This is a genomic window from Streptomyces chartreusis NRRL 3882 (assembly GCF_900236475.1).
Classification (GTDB): domain Bacteria; phylum Actinomycetota; class Actinomycetes; order Streptomycetales; family Streptomycetaceae; genus Streptomyces; species Streptomyces chartreusis_D.
Genome location: NZ_LT963352.1, coordinates 8,722,671 through 8,742,742, shown reverse-complemented (window position 1 = coordinate 8,742,742; position 20,072 = coordinate 8,722,671). Strand labels below are relative to the sequence as shown.

General features: G+C 70.1%; 16 protein-coding genes. 3 read left to right on the top strand and 13 right to left on the bottom strand.

All coding sequences use genetic code 11. The annotated features are described in order from the left end of the window. Positions 1–32 precede the first annotated feature (32 nt). A complete protein-coding gene (locus tag SCNRRL3882_RS39375; RefSeq protein WP_010038514.1) occupies positions 33–1,457 on the top strand; it encodes a family 43 glycosylhydrolase in 1,425 nt (474 codons plus the stop codon). Between the two features lie 67 nt (positions 1,458–1,524). Next, positions 1,525–3,831: a beta-L-arabinofuranosidase domain-containing protein gene (locus SCNRRL3882_RS39370; protein ID WP_010038511.1), complete on the top strand. Its 2,307-nt coding sequence runs from the start codon at positions 1,525–1,527 to the stop codon at positions 3,829–3,831. Here SCNRRL3882_RS39370 and SCNRRL3882_RS39365 read toward each other — a convergent pair. The 12 genes from SCNRRL3882_RS39365 to SCNRRL3882_RS39310 form a co-directional block, all read right to left on the bottom strand. Further along, positions 3,828–4,556, bottom strand: a complete 729-nt coding sequence (locus tag SCNRRL3882_RS39365; protein ID WP_010038509.1) for a FadR/GntR family transcriptional regulator — start codon at positions 4,554–4,556, stop codon at positions 3,828–3,830. The genes SCNRRL3882_RS39370 and SCNRRL3882_RS39365 overlap by 4 nt on opposite strands. Beyond that, positions 4,547–5,560, bottom strand: a complete 1,014-nt coding sequence (locus SCNRRL3882_RS39360; protein ID WP_010038508.1) for an aldo/keto reductase — start codon at positions 5,558–5,560, stop codon at positions 4,547–4,549. The genes SCNRRL3882_RS39365 and SCNRRL3882_RS39360 overlap by 10 nt, the downstream gene beginning before the upstream one ends. 35 nt (positions 5,561–5,595) lie before the next feature. Then, positions 5,596–6,633: a sugar kinase gene (locus tag SCNRRL3882_RS39355; protein WP_010038506.1), complete on the bottom strand. Its 1,038-nt coding sequence runs from the start codon at positions 6,631–6,633 to the stop codon at positions 5,596–5,598. Next, complete coding sequence (locus tag SCNRRL3882_RS39350; RefSeq protein WP_010038505.1) at positions 6,630–7,262, bottom strand: bifunctional 4-hydroxy-2-oxoglutarate aldolase/2-dehydro-3-deoxy-phosphogluconate aldolase; 633 nt, start codon at positions 7,260–7,262, stop codon at positions 6,630–6,632. Before SCNRRL3882_RS39350 ends, SCNRRL3882_RS39355 begins: the two co-directional genes overlap by 4 nt. Then, positions 7,259–8,020 carry an SDR family oxidoreductase gene (locus SCNRRL3882_RS39345; RefSeq protein ID WP_010038504.1) on the bottom strand — a complete coding sequence of 254 codons (762 nt, stop codon included), beginning with the start codon at positions 8,018–8,020 and terminating at the stop codon, positions 7,259–7,261. Before SCNRRL3882_RS39345 ends, SCNRRL3882_RS39350 begins: the two co-directional genes overlap by 4 nt. Beyond that, the gene (locus SCNRRL3882_RS39340) at positions 8,017–9,060 is read right to left on the bottom strand and encodes a zinc-dependent alcohol dehydrogenase (protein WP_010038503.1); all 1,044 of its coding nucleotides are present in this window, start codon (positions 9,058–9,060) and stop codon (positions 8,017–8,019) included. The genes SCNRRL3882_RS39345 and SCNRRL3882_RS39340 overlap by 4 nt, the downstream gene beginning before the upstream one ends. After that, the gene (locus SCNRRL3882_RS39335) at positions 9,057–9,494 is read right to left on the bottom strand and encodes an RbsD/FucU domain-containing protein (protein ID WP_010038502.1); all 438 of its coding nucleotides are present in this window, start codon (positions 9,492–9,494) and stop codon (positions 9,057–9,059) included. Before SCNRRL3882_RS39335 ends, SCNRRL3882_RS39340 begins: the two co-directional genes overlap by 4 nt. Further along, positions 9,485–10,384, bottom strand: coding sequence for an amidohydrolase family protein (locus SCNRRL3882_RS39330; RefSeq protein WP_010038499.1), 900 nt, complete (start codon positions 10,382–10,384; stop codon positions 9,485–9,487). Before SCNRRL3882_RS39330 ends, SCNRRL3882_RS39335 begins: the two co-directional genes overlap by 10 nt. After that, on the bottom strand, positions 10,377–11,711 hold the full coding sequence (locus tag SCNRRL3882_RS39325; protein WP_010038497.1) for an L-fuconate dehydratase: 1,335 nt from the start codon (positions 11,709–11,711) through the stop codon (positions 10,377–10,379). Before SCNRRL3882_RS39325 ends, SCNRRL3882_RS39330 begins: the two co-directional genes overlap by 8 nt. 94 nt (positions 11,712–11,805) lie before the next feature. Continuing rightward, the gene (locus SCNRRL3882_RS39320) at positions 11,806–12,852 is read right to left on the bottom strand and encodes an ABC transporter permease (protein WP_029181076.1); all 1,047 of its coding nucleotides are present in this window, start codon (positions 12,850–12,852) and stop codon (positions 11,806–11,808) included. A gap of 4 nt (positions 12,853–12,856) precedes the next feature. Further along, positions 12,857–14,419, bottom strand: a complete 1,563-nt coding sequence (locus tag SCNRRL3882_RS39315) for a sugar ABC transporter ATP-binding protein (RefSeq protein WP_010038490.1) — start codon at positions 14,417–14,419, stop codon at positions 12,857–12,859. A 63-nt stretch (positions 14,420–14,482) separates the two neighbouring features. Continuing rightward, the gene (locus SCNRRL3882_RS39310; RefSeq protein WP_010038487.1) at positions 14,483–15,547 is read right to left on the bottom strand and encodes a sugar ABC transporter substrate-binding protein; all 1,065 of its coding nucleotides are present in this window, start codon (positions 15,545–15,547) and stop codon (positions 14,483–14,485) included. A gap of 462 nt (positions 15,548–16,009) precedes the next feature. Between SCNRRL3882_RS39310 and SCNRRL3882_RS39305 the strand changes: the two genes are divergently transcribed. After that, the gene (locus SCNRRL3882_RS39305) at positions 16,010–18,241 is read left to right on the top strand and encodes an alpha-L-fucosidase (RefSeq protein WP_010038475.1); all 2,232 of its coding nucleotides are present in this window, start codon (positions 16,010–16,012) and stop codon (positions 18,239–18,241) included. A 408-nt stretch (positions 18,242–18,649) separates the two neighbouring features. On the opposite strand, the gene SCNRRL3882_RS39300 is transcribed toward SCNRRL3882_RS39305, so the two are convergent. Continuing rightward, a complete protein-coding gene (locus tag SCNRRL3882_RS39300; protein WP_010038474.1) occupies positions 18,650–19,999 on the bottom strand; it encodes a condensation domain-containing protein in 1,350 nt (449 codons plus the stop codon). Positions 20,000–20,072: the final 73 nt, after the last annotated feature.

Sequence of the window (20,072 nt, the reverse complement as noted above, 5' to 3'; positions counted from 1 at the left end):
GACCTGCGCTCACCCGTCGAACGGTCCTCGGCATGATCGCCGGCTCGGCAGCCGCCACCTTCACCGGTGTCTCGGCCGGCCCCGCCCACGCCGCCGTGCCCGCGTCACCCGGTGTGACGTACACGAACACCATCGCCGAGCAGCGGGCCGACCCGCACATCTTCAAACACACGGACGGTTTCTACTACTTCACCGCCACGGTGCCGGCGTACGACCGGATCGTGCTGCGCCGGGCCACCACGATCCAGGGGCTCACGTCGGCCCCAGAGACGACCATCTGGACCAAGCACGCCACCGGTGAAATGGGCGCCCACATCTGGGCCCCGGAGATCCACTTCATCGACGGCAAGTGGTACATCTACTTCGCCGCAGGCGCCGCGAACGACATCTGGCGGATCCGGCCGTACGTCCTGGAGTGCACGGCCGCGAACCCGATCACGGGCACCTGGACGGAGAAGGGCCGTATCGCGCTGCCGCTGGACACCTTCTCCCTGGACGCGACGACCTTCGCCGTGAACGGCAACCGCTACCTCTCCTGGGCGCAGAACGACCCGGCCGTCGGCCGCGGCACCAACATCTACATAGCGCGCATGTCCAGCCCGTGGACCATCACCGGCACTCCGGTCATGATCAGCCGGCCGACCGCCTCGTGGGAGACCGCAGGAGGCGAGACGGTCAACGAGGGCCCGGCCGTGATCCAGCGGGGCGGCAAGGTCTTCATGACCTTCTCGGCCAGCGCCACCGACGCCAACTACTGCATGGGCATGCTGACCGCGTCCGCCTCCGCCAACCTGCTGAGCGCGTCGTCGTGGGCCAAGAGCGCCGGCCCGGTCTTCGCCAGCAACGCCGCCACCAGCCAGTACGGCCCCGGGCACAACCAGTTCACGGTCTCCGAGGACGGCAAGTCGGACATCCTCGTCTACCACGACCGTAGCTACAGGGACATCAGCGGTTCCCCGCTCAACGACCCCAACCGGCGCACCCGCGTCCAGAAGATCTACTGGAAGGCCGACGGCACCCCCGACTTCGGCATCCCGGTCGCCGACGGTCTCACCCCGATCCGGCTCTCCTCGTACAACTTCCCCGACCGGTTCATCCGCCACTGGGAGTACCGCGCCAAGATCGAACCGAACGTCTCGCCGCTCGCCGACTCGCAGTTCCGCTTGGTCACCGGTCTCGCCGGCAGCAGCACCGTCTCGCTGGAGTCGGCGAACTTCCCCGGCTACTTCCTGCGCCACAAGAACTCAGCTGTGTGGGTGGAGAAGAACGACGGGACGTCGCTGTTCGCCGGTGACGCCTCCTTCACCGCCCGGGCCGGCCTGGCGGACTCCGCCGGCATCTCGTACGAGTCGTACAACCTCCCGGGCCGCTACATCCGGCACTACGACTACCTGCTGCAGGTCCAGGCTCTCAGCACGGCGACCGACCGGGCCGACGCCACCTTCTACACCCAGTGAGCCACAACCGCGGCCTGTTACCCCGCGGGCAGCTCCGACGGACTCTCTCGTCACGAAAGGGTGCAAGATGTCTTACTCCGTCAGCAGACGGCGCCTCCTGCAAGCAGCCGGGGCCACCGCCGCCGCGTCTGCCACCGGATCCTTCTTCGGCAGTTCTCCCGCCCATGCGGCCATACCCCCCGCACGGGCCGACATCGGTGTCTCCGCGCACCCCTTCGAACTCGGCCAGGTCCGGCTCACCGCAAGCCGGTGGCTGGACAACCAGGACCGTACGCGCAACTACCTGCGGTTCGTCGATGTCGACCGGCTGCTGTACAACTTCCGCGCCAACCACCGGCTGTCCACCAACGGCGCGGCCGCCAACGGCGGCTGGGACGCGCCGGACTTCCCCTTCCGCACCCACGTCCAAGGGCACTTCCTCACGGCATGGGCACAGCTGTACGCCGTGACCGGGGACACCACCTGCCGGGACAAGGCCACCACCATGGTCGCGGAGTTGGCCAAATGCCAAGCCAACAACAGCACCGCCGGTTTCAACGCCGGGTACCTCTCCGGCTATCCCGAGTCCGACTTCACCGCTCTCGAGCAGCGGACCCTGAGCAACGGCAATGTGCCGTACTACACCATCCACAAGACCCTCGTCGGCCTGCTGGACGTATGGCGCCACATCGGCAGCACGCAAGCCCGTGACGTGCTGCTCGCCCTGGCGGGTTGGGTCGACTGGCGCACCGGCCGCCTGAGCGGCCAGCAGATGCAGGCCATGCTGCAGACCGAGTTCGGCGGCATGAACACCGTGCTGACCGATCTCTACCAGCAGACAGGCGACGCGCGGTGGCTCACCGTCGCCCGGCGGTTCGACCACGCCGCCGTGTTCGACCCCCTGGCCGCAGGCCAGGACCAGCTCAGCGGACTGCACGCGAACACTCAGGTACCCAAGTGGATCGGGGCCGCCCGGGAGTACAAGGCCACCGGCACGACCCGCTACCGGGACATCGCCACCAACGCCTGGAACATCTGCGTCAACTCGCACACCTATGCCATCGGCGGCAACAGCCAGGCCGAGCACTTCCGCGCCCCGAACGCCATCGCCGGCTTCCTGAACAAGGACACGTGCGAAAGCTGCAACACCTTCAACATGCTCACCCTCACCCGGGAACTCTTCGCCCTGGACCCGAACCGGGTGGCGCTGTTCGACTACTACGAGCGGGCCTGGCTGAACCAGATGATCGGCCAGCAGAACCCGGCCGACGACCACGGCCATGTCACCTACTTCACCCCGCTCAACCCGGGCGGCCGACGCGGTGTGGGCCCGGCGTGGGGCGGCGGCACCTGGAGCACCGACTACGGCACCTTCTGGTGCTGCCAGGGCACGGGCCTGGAGATGCACACCAGGCTGATGGACTCCATCTACTTCCGCAGCGACAACACGCTGATCGTGAACATGTTCGTGCCCTCGGTGCTCAACTGGTCGGAGCGCGGAATCACGGTCACCCAGACCACGTCGTACCCGAACAGCGACACCACGACCCTGCACGTCACCGGCAACGCCAGCGGAACCTGGGCCATGCGCATCCGCATCCCGAGCTGGACCACCGGGGCCACTGTCAGCGTCAACGGCGTCGCGCAGACCATCACCACCACCCCCGGCAGCTACGCCACCCTCAGCCGCTCGTGGGCCTCCGGCGACACGGTGACCGTCCGCCTGCCCATGCGGGTCATCATGCGAGCGGCCAACGACAACGCGAACGTCGCCGCGATCACCTACGGCCCGGTGGTCCTGTCCGGCAACTACGGCAACTCCGCGCTCAGCTCCCTCCCGTCGCTGAACACGTCCTCGATCACACGGACCAGCAGCAGTTCGCTCGCCTTCACCGCCACCGCCAACGGCTCCACCGTTAACCTGGGCCCGTTCCACGACGCGCACGGCCACAACTACACCGTCTACTGGAACACCAGCGGAACCGTCCGTCTCGCCAACGTGGGCAGCGGTCTCGTGCTGGGCATCCAGAACATGTCCACGGCCGACGGTGGCCGCGCTCTGCAGTGGCACGACTCGGGCACCGCCGACCACGACTGGCAAATGATCACCGACGGAAACGCGGTCCGCTTCCGCAATGCCCACAGCGGCAAGGTGCTCGGCGTTCAGGACATGTCCACGACAGATGGTGCGACGGTCCTGCAGTGGTCGGACAACGGCACCGCCGACCACAGATGGACGCTGCTCGACCAGGGAGACGGGACTTACAAGATCCGCAACGTGCACAGCGGCAAGTTGCTCGCCATCGCGGACAACTCCACCGCTGTCGGCGCGTTCGCGGTCCAGGACTCGGACAACGGCACTGCCGACAACCGGTGGCGCATCTTGAGAGATTAGGGCCTGTGTGACGCTGTCGTCCCGAAAGGGAGAGGTGCGCCTGAGCGCAGGTGTTCCCTCAGCCACTGCTCGGTGTTGCTCACGTGCAGCAGCGCGGCGGCCTGGCTGAGGGCGGCGTCGCGGGTGGACAGGGCGTTGAAGATCGCCTCGTGCTCGGCCAGGGTGCGGCCCGCCGCCTTGTCGTCGACCAGACCGCGCCAGATGCGGGCGCGCAGGGTGCGGCCGGAGATCCCTTCCAGGAGGGTGAGGAGGGTCTCGTTGCCCGTCGCCGAGACGACGGCGCGGTGGAAGGCGGCGTCGTGGGCGTTGAGCCGTTCGACGTCGTCGCGGGCCTCGCGCATGGCGTCCAGGTGCCGCTTCACCTCGGCCAGCTGAGCGTCGGAGATCCGGGTGGCGGCAAGGGCCGTGGCCATCGGTTCGAGGAGTCGCCGTACCTCCATGAGGTCCTGCAGGGCGACCGAGTCACCCTGCAGGAGTTCCACCGCACCGCCGAGCCCCTCCAGGAGCAGACTCGGCTGCAGGCTGGTCACATACGTGCCGTCGCCGCGCCTGACCTCCAGGACCCGGGCCACGGCCAGGGCCTTGACCGCTTCGCGGGCGAGGTTGCGGGACAGGCCCAGCTGGGCGGCCAGGTCCGGCTCCGGCGGTAGCTTCGACCCCGGAGGCAGGGCACCGGTCCGGATCAGCTCACGGATCTGCTCGATGGCCTTGTCCGTCAGAGACACCGCACATCCCTCCCCCCACCGTGCCCCGCGAGCACGTCCGACCTGATCAGCCCCTGCGCGCGCAGATCGTCCCAGAGACTGTCGGGGACGCGCTGATCATGGAGTTCCACGTTTCGTCCGACCTGTTCCGGAGTCCGCATGCCGAGGGTGACGTTGATGATACTGGGATGCGTGTGCGGGAAGGCGATCGCGGCGGCGGGGAGGGTGGCCCCGTGCGCCTCGCAGACCTCGGCGATCGCCCGAGCGCGGGCGACCAGGGCCGACGGGGCGTCCCGGTAGTCGTACTTCATGCCCTCGGCGGGCCGGTCGCGGGAGAGCAGTCCCGAGTTGAACACGCCCACCGCCACGACGCTCTTTCCGAGTTCCCGCGCGGCAGGCAGGACGTCGTCCAGCGCCGACTGGTCGAGGAGTGTGTAGCGCCCGGCGAGCATGACCACGTCGGCGGCCGTCTCGCGCAGGAAACGGGCGAGCATCGCCGACTGGTTCATGCCGGCGCCGATCGCGCCGATGACGCCCTGGTCGCGCAGTTCGGCGAGGGTGGGCATGGCCTCCTCGGCCGCCTGCCGCCAGTGGTCGTCCGGATCGTGCAGGTAGACGATGTCGAGGCGGTCCAGGCCGGTGCGCTCCAGCGTGTCCTCGATGGAGCGGAGCACGCCGTCGCGGCTGAAGTCCCACTGCCGGCGCAGGTCGTCCCGTACGACGAAGCCCTCGGTGTCGACGCCGCGCGGTTCCTCGTTGGGCACCAGCAGCCTGCCCACCTTGGAGGAGATGACGTACGCGTCGCGCGGACGGCCGCGCAGGGCGGCGCCCAGGCGGCGCTCGGAGAGGCCGAGGCCGTAGTGGGGTGCGGTGTCGAAATACCGCAGGCCGGCCTCCCAGGCCGCGTCGACGGCGGCTGTCGCGTCGTCGACCGGGGTGACGCGGTAGAGGTTGCCGATCACGGACGCCCCGAAGCCGAGCTCGGTGAGGGAGACGGAGGTGTTCTGGATCTTCCGCTGGTGCAAGACGTGCTCCTGGGATACGGGCGACGGGGCGCAGGTCAGCGTCTGACGTGGGCCGACCCGCCCGCGACGAGGGCCTCGACCTCCGCGAGCGAGGCCATGGAGACGTCTCCGGGCGTGGTCATGGTGAGCGCGCCGTGGGCGGTGCCGTAGGCCAGGGCGCGCTCCAGGCCGGTGCCGCCGAGCAGTCCGTGGATCAGGCCGGCAGCGAAGGCGTCGCCGGAGCCGACGCGGTCCAGGACGTGCAGGCCGGGCATGCGCGGGCCGGTGATGAAGCCGGTTTCGGCGGACCAGGCGGCCGAGGACCAGTCGTTGACGCCGGCCGAGGGGACCTCGCGCAGGGTCGTCGCCACTACCTTCGCGTCGGGCAGGAGGACGGCGACGGAGGCCAGCGCGTCGGGCACCTCGTCGGCACTGACCCGCACGTCGCCCGGGTACCTCCCGGCCAGGCCCAGGGCGCCCACCACGACGTCGGCATGCCGGGCGAGGCGCAGGTCCACCTCGCGGGCGGCGTCGGCGCCGCCCCGGCCGGCCCACAGGCTGGGGCGGTAGTTGGGGTCGTAGGACACGGTGACGCCGTGCCGGCGGGCCGCCGCCATGGCCTCGTCCGCGACGTCCACCGTGGTGTCGGACAGGCCGGCGAAGACGCCGCCGGTGTGGAACCAGCGCACCCCGGCCGAGAACACGGTGTCCCAGTCGACGTCCCCTTTGCACAGCTGGGACACGGCGGTGTGCGCGCGGTCGCTGACGCCCAGCGCGCCGCGGATGCCGTAGCCGCGTTCGACGAAGTTCAGGCCGTTGCGAGCGGTACGGCCGATGCCGTCGTCGGGCACCCAGCGGATCAGCGAGGTGTCGACGCCGCCCTGGAGGATCAGATCCTCGACCAGCCGGCCCACCGCGTTGTCGGCGAGGGCGGTGACGACGGCTGTGCGCAGGCCGAAGCAGCGGCGCAGGCCGCGTACGACGTTGTACTCGCCGCCGCCCTCCCAGACCTGGAAGGAGCGGGCGGTGCGGATGCGTCCCTCGCCCGGGTCGAAGCGCAGCATCACCTCGCCGAGGGCCACGACGTCGATCACGTCACGCTCCTCTCCACCGCCTCGGCGGTCAGCCGGCGGATCTCCTCGTAGGCGCCCCGCCGAAGGTGGTCGGCGGTGGCCATCCAGCTGCCGCCGACGGCGAGGACCGCCGGGTGGGCGAGGTAGGCGGGCAGGCGCGGAGCGTCGATGCCGCCCGTCGGCACGAACCGTGCCCGGGGGAAGGGCGCCGCGAGGGCGCGCAGCATCGGGATGCCGCCGAGCGGCTCGGCCGGGAAGAGCTTGACGGTGTCGAGGCCGGTCCGCAGGGCGCGCATCAGCTCGGTGGCGGTGGCGATGCCGGGCACCACGGGCACCCCCAGCTCGGAGCACTTCGCGACGACCTCCTCGTCGAAGCCGGGCGAGACCACGAAGCGGGCCCCGGCCGCCACCGCACGCTCGGCCTGCTCGGGGGTGAGGACCGTGCCGGCACCGACGGTCAGGCCCCCATGGGCGGCCATCTCCTTGAGCACCCGCTCGGCGCCCGGAGTGCGGAAGGTGACTTCGGCACACCGGGCGCCACCCGCCGCGAGCGCGTCGGCCAGCGGTCCGGCGGTCCCCGGGTACCGAACGGTCAGCACGGGCAGGAGCCGGGCCCCGGCCAGGACGGTCGCCAGGTCGGCGCCGGTCATCGGCCGAGCCATCCGCCGTCGACGGGCAGGACGACGCCGTGCACGTAGGCGGCGGCGTCCGAGGCGAGGAACACCGTGGCGCCCGCCAGGTCGTCTGCGTCGCCCCAGCGTCCGGCCGGAATGCGGTCCAGGATCGCCTTGCTGCGCACCGGGTCGTCCTGCAGCGCCTGTGTGTTGTCGGTGGCGATGTAGCCCGGCGCGAGGGCGTTGACGTTCACCCCCCGTGGGGCCCATTCGTTGGCCAGCGCCTTGGTGAGGCCGGCGATGCCGTGCTTGGCTGCGGTGTAGCCGGGGACCGTGATGCCGCCCTGGAAGCTGAGCAGCGACGCCGTGAAGATGATCTTTCCCTGGCCACGGGCCACCATCGACGCGCCGACCGCCCGGGTCAGCGCGAACTGCGCGTTGAGGTTGACCTGGAGCACCAACTCCCAGTCGGAGTCGGCGTGTTCGGCGGCCGGAGCGCGGCGGATGGTGCCCGCGTTGTTGACCAGGATGTCCACCGGGCGCTCGCGTCCGGCGAGGTCCGCGCCCAGGGCCCGTACCGCCTCGGGATCGGCGAAGTCGGCCCGGATCGCCTCGAACGTACGGCCCGCGGCGCGAACGTCCTTCTCCACGGCGCTGCCGGACTCCTCCAGCGAGGCGCTGACGCCGATGACGTCCGCGCCGGCCTCGGCGAGCGCGCGGGCCATGGCCCGCCCGATGCCGCGCCGGGCGCCGGTGACGACGGCGAGCTTCCCGGTGAGGTCGAAGGCGGTCATACGGCGGCTCCCTGGGCGTCGTCGGTGCAGTCCACGAGGATCTTCATCACGTCGCCGCCGCCCTCCAGGGCCTCGAACGCGGCCGGGGCCTGTGTGAGTGCTACGACCTTGCTGATCAGCCGCTCGGCCGGGATGGTGCCGTCGGCGACCAGGGCCACCGCGCGCTCGAAGTCGCCGTGGTCGTACAACCGGGCGCCGACGAGGGTGAGTTCGCGCCAGAAGAAGCGGTGCAGGTTGACCTCGCGGGGCCGGGGGTGAATGGCGACGAGGCAGAGGCGACCGCGCACACCGAGGACGTCCACCGCCGTGTCCACGCCGGCGGCCGCGCCGGACACCTCGAAGGCGACGTCCGCCCCCGCGTCCCCGGTCCACCGCCGCACCAGCTCCGGCACGTCGTCGTCGGCCGGGTTCCACGCCGTCAGTCCCAACTCCTCGGCCAGCAGTCGGCGGTGGGCGCTCGGTTCCACCACCCGGACATCGGCGCCGGCAGCCCGCGCGACCAGTGCGATGAGGATGCCGACGGGGCCGCCGCCGACCACGACGACCTTCTCGTCCTCGGCAACCTCGGCCCGGCCCACGTCGTGCACGGCGACCGCGGTCGGCTCGACCAGCGCGGCCCGGTCGAGGGGAAGGGAGGCGGGCAGCCGTATCAGGGTGGAGGCGGGCACCGTCCAGCGCTGCTGCATCGCGCCCGGGGAGTCGATGCCGATGAAGTCGAGGTGCTGGCAGATGTGTTGATGGCCCGCGCGGCAGGCCGGGCAGGTGTCGTCCCAGCGCAGCGGCATCACGGTCACCGCGTCGCCCGGCTGCCAGCCCTCGACGCCCGGGCCGACGCGTACGACGCGGCCGGACATCTCGTGGCCCAGAACTGCGGGCGCCTGGACCCGGGCGTCCATGTCGCCGTGGAAGATGTGCAGATCGGTGCCGCAGATGCCGACGTAGGCGGGGGCCAGCTCCACCTCGCCGGGACCGGGAGAGGAGGGCGCGGCGGGAGCCGTGTCCAGGGTGCGGGCGGAGGTGTAACGGACGGCGAGTGTCATCGTGTCGTCAGGGTCCCTTCAGCGCGGACGCCGATGGTCAGCAGCAGGTTGGCGTAGGTACGGGTGTCGGCGGTGACGATCGCCAGGGCCAGGTCGGGCGAGCGTGCGGCCTCGTAGAACTCGAAACGGCCGAGCGTGTCGACCGGGACGGGCGCCAGCATCGAGCGGTACTCGGCGATGGCGGGCGGCTCCGGCTCGCCCTCGGGCGGCACCATCACGTGGGCCGACTCGACGGGCACGGCGCGCAGCAGGACGTCGAGCACGGTCGTGACGTCCAGCAGGCCGGGGGCCAGGTTGAGATGGACGGTCCGGGCGCGCTCGCCGGTGGCGGTGCTCGCGGGATAGTGGCCGTCGGCCAGCAGGACACGGGCGCCGTGGCCGGCTCCGGCCAGGGACTCGAGGATCCCGGGGTGCAGCAGTTCCGTCAGCAGCACGGCGTCCCCTCCTTCGGGTCAGGGGTCAGGTGGTAGAAGGTCGTCGCGGTACCGGCGAGCACCGCATGGATCTCGGTGCCGGAGCAGCCGTCCAGGAGTTCCTCGACGGTGGCGGCCCAGCGGTTCCAGCCGCCGGCGAGGACGCAGACCGGCCAGTCGGAGCCGAACATCAGCCGGTCGGGGCCGAAGGCGGAGAGGAGGACGTCCCATACCGGGCGGATGTCGTCGACGGTCCACTGTTCGAGGTCGGCCTCGGTGACCAGACCCGACACCTTGCAATGCACCTGGGGATGCCAGGCCAGGGTCCGCAGCTGCTGTGCCCAGTCGGTCAGGTCCCGCCGCGCGATGGGGGGCTTGCCCGCGTGGTCCAGGACGAGGGGCAGCTCCGGCAGCCGTTCCGCGAGGCGGATCGCCTGCGGGAGCTGGTGGCTGCGGACCAGCACGTCGTATCCGAGCCCGCGCTCCCCGACCGCTCGCAACCCCCGCTCGACGTCCGCCCGTTGCAGCCACTGCGGATCGGGCTCGCCCTGGACGACGTGCCGTACGGCCCGCAGGTACCGGCCCGCGGGCCCGGTCCGCAGGTCGTCGAGTACGTCACCGACCGCGGGGGACGTCAGGTCCACCCAGCCGACGACGGCACCGATCAGCGGGTCGCTGTCGGCCAGCGTGAGCAGGTCGCGGGTCTCGGGCACGGAGGCGATGCACTGGACGACCACCGTGCTCGTCAGTCGCCGTCCGGCGATCGGCCGGGTCGCGGCCGATCGCAGGGCGTGCGAGCCGAAGCTGCGGCGGATCGGCTCGTGCCCGGGCTCGTCCAGCCAGGGCTGCGGCCGGACGTCCAGGTCCCACACGTGGTGGTGGGCGTCGACGAGGGCCTGGGCGTCAGACACGAGCGGTCCAGACGGGGCCGTCGGGGTAGACGTACTCCTTCAGGGACTCGGCGTGCATCTGCGCGCTCAGCCCCGGCAGCGTCGGCGCCAGGTAGTGGCCGTCGACGATGCGCACCGGGTCGACGAAGTGCTCGTGCAGGTGGTCGACGTACTCGATGACGCGGTCCTCGGTCGTGCCGGAGACCGCGACGTAGTCGAACATCGACAGGTGCTGCACCATCTCGCACAGGCCGACTCCGCCCGCGTGGGGGCAGACGGGGACGCCGAACTTCGCGGCGAGCAGCAGGATCGCGATGTTCTCGCCCACGCCGCCGACCCGCGCGGAGTCGATCTGCACGATGTCCACCGCGCCGGCCTGGAGGAGTTGCTTGAAGACGACCCGGTTGGCGATGTGCTCGCCGGTCGCGACCTTGATGGGGCTGACGGCCTTGCGGACGGCGGCGTGGCCGAGGATGTCGTCGGGTGAGGTGGGCTCCTCGATCCAGTACGGCTGGTAGGGGGCCAGCGCGCTCATCCAGTCGATCGCGGGCTGGACGTCCCATCTCTGGTTGGCGTCCACCGCGATGCGGATGCCGTCGCCGACGGTCTCGCGGGCGGTGCGCATGCGTCGTACGTCGTCCTCCAGGGACGCGCCGACCTTCAGCTTGATCTGGGTGAAGCCGTCGGCGACGGCCTCGCGGGCCAGTCGGGCCAGCTTCTCGTCGGAGTAGCCGAGCCAGCCGGGGGTGGTGGTGTAGGCGGGGTAGCCCTGGTCGAGCAGGTGGCCGATGCGCTGTTCGCGGCCGGGCTCGGCGCGGCGCAGGATCTCCAGGGCCTCCTCGGGGGTGAGGGCGTCGGACAGCCAGCGGAAGTCGACCTGGGCGACCAGGTCCTCGGGCGACATCTCGCCGAGGAAGCGCCACACGGGCTTGCCCGCGCGCTTGGCGGCCAGGTCCCAGGCGGCGTTCACGACAGCGCCGGTGGCCATGTGCATGGCGCCCTTCTCCGGGCCCAGCCAGCGCAGTTGGGGGTCGTGGACGAGGGAGCGGGAGAACGCTCCGAGGTCACCGCAGACCTGTTCGACCGGGAGGCCCACCACGTGCGGGGCGAGGGCGGCGATGGCAGCGGCCTGGACGTCGTTGCCGCGGCCGGTGGTGAAGGCCAGGGCGTGGCCCTCCAGGCCGTCGCCGGCGTCGGTGCGCAGGACGACGTAGGCGGCGGAGTAGTCGGGTTCGGGGTTCATCGCGTCCGACCCGTCCAGGTGCTCGGACGTCGGGAAACGCACGTCCAGCACGTCGAGGCCGGTGATGCGGGCAGGGGCCGGGGAAGCGGACAGGGCGGATGACATGGCGGCAACTCCTGTGAGGTGCAGGGGTGATACGGCCCCTTGCGACGAGATGGGGGCGGCGGAGGACATCGGGCGGCCGCGACGGCTGCCCGGATCAGTCCTGGACCTTGCCGCCCGTGATGCGCGAGATGGTCAGCGCGACCAGGATGATCAGGCCGTTGAGGGCGCCGATCCACTGGGCGGGGACGCCGCCGAGCGTGAGCACGTTCTGGATCATGAACAGCAGGAGGATGCCGCTGAAGGCCCCGAACATGGTGCCCTTGCCGCCGTTGAGGCTGATCCCGCCGATGACGGCGGCGGCGAAGACGGTGAAGATGTAGCCGTTGCCCTGCGCCGAGGCGACGGAGGCGAGGCGTCCGGAGAGCATCAGTCCGGCGAGGGCGGCGAGCACGCTGCCGGTGACGATGACGATCCACAGCACCCGGTCGGTGCGGATACCGGCCGCCTTCGCGGCGTCGACGTTGCCGCCGATGGCGTACAGCGAGCGGCCGAAGCTGGTCCAGCCGAGCAGCACGATCGCGACGGCGAACAGCAGCAGGCAGATCCAGATGGACGCCGGCATCCCGAACCATTGGGCGGTGCCGAGGTAGAGCATCGACTCCGGCAGCTGGAAGAAGGTCTGGCCGCCGGAGATGCCGGTGAGGACGCCGCGCAGCACGATCAGCATGCCCAGGGTGACGATGAAGCCGTTGAGGCCGAAGCGGATGATGAGCAGGGCGTTGATCACGCCGACGAGCGCGCCCACGGCGAGGGTGACGGGGATGGCCCACGCGCCGGGGAGCAGTCCGAGTCCGTGGCCCGCGCCGGTCGGCACCACCAGCCAGGCCGCGACGCCGGGCGCGAGGCCCATGGTGGACTCCAGCGACAGGTCCATCTTCTTGACGATCAGGACCATGGTCTGGGCGAGGACCAGCAGGGCGATCTCGGACATGGTCTGCAGGACGTTGATGAGGTTGTCGGCCTTCAGGAAGACCGGGTTGACGATCTGTCCGACGATGGCGATGACCACGATGGCCGGGACGAGCGCGAGGTCGCGCAGCCGGGCCAGGGGTATCCGGCCGCCGAGCAGTGCGGTCCGCTTCGGCTGCCGAGGCCCCGGGGCCTTGGCGGCGGCGGTGTCCGCGAGGACGGTTTCAGGCATCACTTCAGGCATGCAGGTCCACTCCTTCCATCGCGGCCACGAGGTCGTGGTCGTGCCAGCCGCGGGCGATCTCCGAGGTCACACGGCCCTGGAACATCACCAGGACCCGGTCGCACATGCGCAGGTCGTCGAGTTCGTCGGAGGCGATGAGCACTCCGGTGCCGGTTTCCGCGGTCTCCTCGACCTTGCCGAGGAGGAACTCCTTGGAGCGCACGTCCACGCCCGCGGTGGGGTTGATCAGGACCAGCAGCCGGGGGTCGTCGGCGAGGGCACGGGCCATGACGACTTTCTGCTGGTTGCCGCCGGAGAGGGCGGAGACGGGCAGTTCGGGGCCCGGGGTCTTGATCGCGAGGTTCTCGATCATGCCCTCGGCGAGCCGGTCCCGGCGGCCGTGGCTGAGGAACCCGTTGGGGCCGAGCCTGCGCGGAACGGACAGGGTGGTGTTGTCCGCGATCGACATGCCGGGAACCAAGCCCTGGTGGTGCCGGTCCTGGGGGACGAACCCGGCGCCCGCGGCGAGCGCGGCGGGCACGCTGCCCGGCCGGGGCCGCCTCCCGGCGATTTCCACCTCTCCCGCCGCTGCCGCCCGCAGCCCTACGACGGTCTCGGCGACCTCGGTACGCCCGCTGCCGGCGGCGCCCGCGAGGCCGACGATCTCGCCGGCCCCGATATGGAAGCTGACGTCGTCGTACCCCTCGCCCCGCAGGGCGCGGACGTTCAGTGCGGCTGTGGCGCCGGGGTCGAGGGTGCTCGCCCGGTCCTCGCGCCGGTCGGCCGCCGCCTCGCCGGTCATGGCGGCGACGAGGTCGGCGTGGGGCATTTCCGCGACCGGAGCGGTCACGATGTGCCGGGCGTCGCGGTAGACCGTCACCATGTCGCAGATCTCGTAGATCTCCTGGAGGTGGTGGCTGATGAACAGGAAGGTCACGCCCTGGCGTTGCAGGTCTCGGATGCGGTCGAAGAGGCGGTTGATGGCCGCCCCGTCGAGTTGGGCGGTCGGCTCGTCGAGGATGATGAACCGCGCCCCGAAGGACAGCGCGCGGGCGATCTCGACGAACTGCCGCTGCTCGACGCTCAGGTCACCGGCCGGGGTCTGCGGGTCGACGTCGACCGACCAGGTCGACAGCAGGTCCTGTGCGCGGCCACGGGTGGCCTGCCAGCTGATGAGGCGGCCCCGTCCGTGGTCGTGCCGGTTCAGGAAGAGGTTCTCGGCGACGGTCAGGGTGGGGATGATCGTCGACTTCTGGTAGACGCAGGCCACCCGTTGCCGCCACGCGTCGCGGTCGCTGGGCCTGGGGGCCGGCTCGCCGCCGAAGGTCACCGTCCCCTCGTCGGGGACCTGGAGTCCGGTGAGGACCGACACCAGGGTCGACTTGCCGGCTCCGTTGCGGCCCACGAGCGCGTGGGTCTCGCCGGGCCTGATGGTGATCCGGGCGCCGTTCAGGGCCACCGTCGGACCGAATCGTTTGACTATGCCCGTCGCCTCGACGACGGGCGGGTCCGAGGGGGCCCGTCCGTCGCCCGCCGGGGCGGGCACGGGGGTGACCGTTCGCTCCCCGTCACTCATCTCAACCGCCTTGTTCTCGTACGCCGTTGCGTCACCGATGAGAAATCAGAGGGATCAGAGGAATCAGCCGAGGTTGTTGCCCCACAGTGACTTGTCGTCGCTCTTGACGCTGGGCACGCCGCCGTAGGTGCCGCCGTCCGCGGTGACGAGCGGGGCCGAGAGCTGGTCCTCGAGCAGGCCGTCGCGAACCTGGATGATGGTGCTGTCGTGGTCGGTCTTGCCGGGCTTGAAGGTCTTTCCGTCGATCGCGGCCTTGAGGTAGTACAGGGCGTACTTGGCGTAGAGGTCGGCCGGCTGGGAGACCGTGGCGTCGATCTTGCCCTGGGCGATGGACTTGAGCTCCTCGGGAATGCCGTCGTTGGACACGACGAAGACGTGCTTCTTGTCCTTCGGGTCCACCAGCAGGCCCCTCTGCTGGAGGACTTGGAGCGTGCCGGACAGGGCGAAGCTGGACTGCATGTAGATGCCCTTGATGTCCGGGTGGGCAGTCAGGTCGGTCTGCAGCTTCTGGGCGGCGACGGCGCCGTCCCAGTTGGTGGCCTCGCCGAACACCTTGATGTCCGGGTAGTGCTTCTTCATGCACTCGTTGAACGCCTCGGTGCGGTCGCGGCCGTTGATGGAGTCCAGGCCGCCCTGCAGCATCACCACCTTGCCCTTGCCGCCGAGCTTGGTGCCGAGGTACTGACAGGCCTTCTCGCCGTATGCGCGGTTGTCGGCGCGCACGACCATGAACACCTTGCCGGTGTCGGGGCGGGTGTCGACCGTGACGACGGGGATCTTCTTCGCCTCCAGCTGCGCAAGGGTGGGCGCGATGGCGGCGGTGTCCTGTGGGGCCATCGCGATGCCCTTGACCCCCTGGCTGATGAACGTCTGCGCGTTGGCGGTCAGCTTGGCGACGTCGTTCTGCGAGTTGGTGGTCTTCAGGTCCAGCCCCAGCTCCTTGGCGTACTGGGGCGTGTACTTGATGTAGGAGTTCCAGAAATCGGTGTCGGAGCGGGGGTAGTCGACGCCGACCAGCGGCTTGTCGCTCGACGACGCAGCGGTGGTGGTGCCGCTGCCGCACGCACTGAGCAACGCCAGTGCGGACAGGGCGGAGACGGCTGAACTGAGGGCGGTTCTGGGTCTCATCGGTGCTTCCTCGCGCCGGTCCCGTAGCGGGAGATGTTTCGCCTCGACGACATCTGTGGATCGCCGTGCGGAAGAGATGGGATGTTTATAGGTGCACCTTGGCCCGCTGTCCAGCCCTCTCGCCTGAGCTGTACCAAAAGCGCAGCTCCCTACCCACCAGAGGAAGGGGATTTCACTTTGCGGGAAAGATCCATCCCATCAATTCTCGCCGATGGATGGCTCCAGTCGACCACGAGACCCTGGCAGACATGCCATGTTTGGACAGCATCAAATCGCACTAAAATGGCATAAATGGCGCAAACTGCCTCAGGGAGCAGCGCTTTTCATCCCTGCACGCCCGTTGACATCCCAGGGAGACATGGCGAACGTTCATGCGTAACAAGCGGCGCCCTATGCACAGCAGCCACGCCCCCTCCTGTCCCCCTGCCTCCCCCCTGTCCTCTTCTGCCGAGGGATGTCTCCATGTCGAGTTCGATCAACAGACGCCACTTCCTGGCCAGTGCCACCAGCGTGGCCGCGGCGGCCGTTGCCGGAGGTGTGTTCGGTGCCGGCACCGCCCAGGCGGCGCCCAGCACGTACACGCCCGACTGGAACTCGGTCGACCAGCACCCGCCGGCCCCGGAGTGGTTCCAGGACGCGAAGTTCGGGATCTACTTCCACTGGGGCGTCTTCAGCGTCCCGGCCTTCGGCAACGAGTGGTACCCGCGCAACATGTACCGGGCCGGTGACGCCGCCAACCAGCACCACATCGCGACCTACGGCCAGCCGTCGGCGTGGCCGTACCACAACTTCATCAACGGCGCCCAGGACCTGGCGGGCAACTTCGTGAAGTTCGCGCCGAAACTGAAGTCGGCCGGCGGGAAGTTCGACCCGGACGAGTGGGTGCAGCTGTTCGTCGACGCCGGCGCCAGGTTCGCCGGCCCGGTCGCCGAACACCATGACGGCTTCTCCATGTGGGACAGCCAGGTCAACGAGTGGAACTCGGTGAAGAAGGGCCCCGGACTGGACCTGCTGAAGCTGTTCTCCACGGCCATCCGCGCCAAGGGCCTCAAGCTCCTGGTGGCCATGCACCACGCGTACAACTTCACCGGCTTCTACGAGTCCGCTCCCGCTCAGACCGACCCCAGCCTCAAGAAGCTGTACGGACAGCTGGGCCCGGCCGCGGAGAACCAGCTGTGGTTCGACAAGCTGAAGGAGGTCATCGACCGCGCCCAGCCCGACATCCTGTGGCAGGACTTCAACCTCGACGCCGTCGACGAGCAACAGCGCCTCAACTTCCTGGCGTACTACTACAACCAGGCGAACAGCTGGGGCCGTGAGGTCGTCGCCACGTACAAGGACGGCATGAACGGCAAGGGCGAGGTCTTCGACTACGAGCGCGGTGGCCCGGCCGACCTCACCACCCCGTACTGGCTGACCGACGACAGCATCTCCAGCAGCAGCTGGTGCTACACCCAGGGCATCGGCTACTACAGCATCCAGCAGATGCTGCACTCGTTCATCGACCGGGTCAGCAAGAACGGCAACGTGCTGCTGAACATCGCGCCGATGGCCGACGGCACCATCCCCCAGGCGCAGAAGGACATCCTGCTCGGTATCGGAGACCACCTGAAGCGCTTCGGCGAGTCGGTGTACGCGACCCGTGCCTGGACGGCGTACGGCGAGGGCCCGACGAAGATGGGCGGCGGCTCGTTCACCACTCCGCACGCCGGCACGCCGCAGGACATCCGCTTCACCCGCAACAAGGCCAACAACGTCCTGTACGCCACCGTCCTGGGCTGGCCCGGCAGCTCGCTGACGATCAAGACCCTCAGCTCGGACCGGATCAACCTCTCGTCCCTGACCTCGGTGAAGCTCCTCGGCTCCACCGCCGGCACCTACATCGACCTGCCCGCGCCCACCCAGACCTCCTCGGGCCTCACGGTCACCCTGCCCTCCTCGGCGCCGTACGGTGCGGGCGCCTACGTGCTGAAGCTCTCCTTCTCCGGCACGATCCCCGGCCTGCGGCCGCTCGCCGGCGCCGTCGCCTTCACGGACGTCAACTACACCGGCAGGGCCGGCGTGTTCAGCGTCGGCGACTACACCGCGGCCGACCTGTCCGCGTCCGGACTGGGCGCCGGCACGCTCTCCTCTCTCCGGCCGGCCCCCGGTTACCAGGTGATCGGCTACTCCGGAGACAACTTCACGGGCACCTCCTGGACGTTCACCACCGAGAACCCCGACCTGCGGGTCACCGGCAACAACGACCAGATCACCTCGCTGAGGGTCCAGTTCAACTCGGCGACGCACTTCCGGATCACCAACGCCACCAACGGCCTCGCCCTGGACAGCGGCGGCGACGTGGCCTCCGGGGCGAACCTCAAGCAGTGGACCTGGGACGGCAGTTCCAACCTGCAATGGCGGGCCGAGGCGGTCGGAGGAGGCTACTACCGGCTGGTCAACCGCACGAACGGCATGGTCGCCGACAGCTGGGGCGCCACCGACAACGGCTCGCCGGCCCGACAGGCCCCCTGGAACGGCGGCACCAACCAGCAGTGGAAGATCGTCCACCGGGGCGGTGACCGCTTTTCGATCGCCAACCGCACCACCGGCCTGGTCCTCGACGGCGGTGGCGACGTCTCCTCGGGCTCCGTGACCAAGCAGTGGACGTACGGCAGCAGCACCAACCTGCTGTGGAGCTTCACGGCCGTCTGATCCTCGGGACATGCGAGCGCTGCGGCGGCGTGATCTCCTACGCCTCCGCAGCACCGGCCCGCCCACCCGCGGTCGCAGCACCACGTCGTGATCACGCGTCAGCCGGGGCCGCAGCGACAGCCCGCCGCCGCGGCCCACGCTCCGGGCGACGGGGAACACGCTCACGTCCTGGCGGTCGACGAGGTCCCCGGTCGCCATCGCCAGGCGGATCCCCGGCCCGCCGTACGCGCTCAGGTGGCGCGCGCGATCACCAGGCCCGCGTCGGTGCTCCGCGGGTACGCGGCACGGCGTGTCTCGCCGAGCCGGCTGGGCGGTGTCCAGCCGGCGTGTACGGGATCGTGCGGGCACACGATGCCCGGCGATCGCAGGTCCGCGTGCCGCGAGTCTCGGTCCTGACCTGCACCTCCATCAACCGCCGATCGCGGCTCCGACCAGCCGGCTCTCGAAGGACCGCAGGATCTGTTCGAGATCCGTCGCGTCGAACGACGTCGCGTCCGTCCCGAGACTGATTCCGGCCGTCTCGGACATGCCCCACACATCGAAGGAGAGGTTTCCGGAGTACGCGTCGACGGGTTTGGGGAACCGTCGGTACCGGCTGGATGCCATGGCTCGGCCGAGGTCCTGCGGTGCCCTCTCCGCGCGAGCCCGGATCAGCGTGCGGGGCGCTATGGGGCGGATGTTGACCACGTACGGGTTGTGTGCGGAGCGGCCCAGTTCGGCGGAGACCTCGTCCAGGGATCTGGCGTAGCGGTCGGGCTCCCGCAGGCTGACGGCGGAGGATCTGACGAGTGCCGCGTCGACGGCCCGGCACAGCGCCGGGAACCGGTCGCTGCCCAGGGACGTGTCGACCGGGACGAGGGCCCTGCCGGCGATGTGGGCCACCGCCTCCCGGGCGAAGGTGGTCTGCCGGTTGGGCATCACGGTGTTGAACACGCAGTGGCCGACGCCGAGGTGCTCGGCGAGCGTGCACGCATAAGCGGCTTGCAGGACGGCGGCCGCGGATGTCCGGTACTGCTTCGCCAGACCGGCTGCCGCGAGGGCGACCGCCGCCGAGTCGAGGCATACGAAGTTGTAGACGGCGGCCTTGTGGCCCGGGGGAGCCTGGAGTTCGGGCATGGTGGACCGACGGAGCATGGCGCGGTCACGGGTGTCGACACGGTGGGCGTGCCGCAGCCCCGAGGGACTGGCTTCGAAACCTGCGATCTGCCGCGGGTGCCACCCCGAGCCGAGGTCGGCGCCCGGATCGGCGGCCAGTCGGGCTATGTGTTCGGCCGCGATCCGGGCGCCCGTCGTGTCCGCCGAGAAGTGGTGCAAGGACAGCGCGATGTGGACGGGTCTGCCGTCCACGGTGATGACGGCGGCCCGCAACGGCAGGTCGTCCGGGGCGAATCCGGGCTCGGCAAGTCGGAGCGTGAAGGCGCTCAGCTCGTCCTGGGTCGGCGGGGCGTCGGAGGCGTACTCGTCGACCTGGAGCACCCCGGAAGCCACGACGACCGCGCGCGGGGTCCCGTCCGCGGCACGTGGATACAGGGTGCGCAGCGCCTCGAAGTGAGCCATGACCGCGGCGAAGGCATGCAGCACCGCGGGCATGTCGGGCCCGCCGCCCAGTGGCCGCCCCATCCGTACGTTCCTGTTGCGGGGTCCGTGGAGATGGGGGTGGCAGCCTTCGCGCTCATGGGTCTTCTGCGACCAGGTCAGTGCATGCTCTCCGGCGGTGCCGGCGACGAAGACGACGTCATGGCGTGCGATCTGTCGCATAGCCGCCCCGGCCCTCCTCCGGTACGGACGACGTTCAGGCAGAGGATAGATCCGCGTGAGCCGCGTGCGTCAA

Coding starts and splice junctions, on each gene's coding strand:
- SCNRRL3882_RS39300 (WP_010038474.1), bottom strand. CDS start 19,999: ATGCGACAGATCGCACGCCATGACGTCGTCTTCGTCGCCGGCACCGCC.
- SCNRRL3882_RS39370 (WP_010038511.1), top strand. CDS start 1,525: ATGTCTTACTCCGTCAGCAGACGGCGCCTCCTGCAAGCAGCCGGGGCC.
- SCNRRL3882_RS39325 (WP_010038497.1), bottom strand. CDS start 11,711: ATGTCATCCGCCCTGTCCGCTTCCCCGGCCCCTGCCCGCATCACCGGC.
- SCNRRL3882_RS39315 (WP_010038490.1), bottom strand. CDS start 14,419: ATGAGTGACGGGGAGCGAACGGTCACCCCCGTGCCCGCCCCGGCGGGC.
- SCNRRL3882_RS39375 (WP_010038514.1), top strand. CDS start 33: ATGATCGCCGGCTCGGCAGCCGCCACCTTCACCGGTGTCTCGGCCGGC.
- SCNRRL3882_RS39320 (WP_029181076.1), bottom strand. CDS start 12,852: ATGCCTGAAACCGTCCTCGCGGACACCGCCGCCGCCAAGGCCCCGGGG.
- SCNRRL3882_RS39350 (WP_010038505.1), bottom strand. CDS start 7,262: ATGACCGGCGCCGACCTGGCGACCGTCCTGGCCGGGGCCCGGCTCCTG.
- SCNRRL3882_RS39310 (WP_010038487.1), bottom strand. CDS start 15,547: ATGAGACCCAGAACCGCCCTCAGTTCAGCCGTCTCCGCCCTGTCCGCA.
- SCNRRL3882_RS39340 (WP_010038503.1), bottom strand. CDS start 9,060: ATGACACTCGCCGTCCGTTACACCTCCGCCCGCACCCTGGACACGGCT.
- SCNRRL3882_RS39345 (WP_010038504.1), bottom strand. CDS start 8,020: ATGACCGCCTTCGACCTCACCGGGAAGCTCGCCGTCGTCACCGGCGCC.
- SCNRRL3882_RS39305 (WP_010038475.1), top strand. CDS start 16,010: ATGTCGAGTTCGATCAACAGACGCCACTTCCTGGCCAGTGCCACCAGC.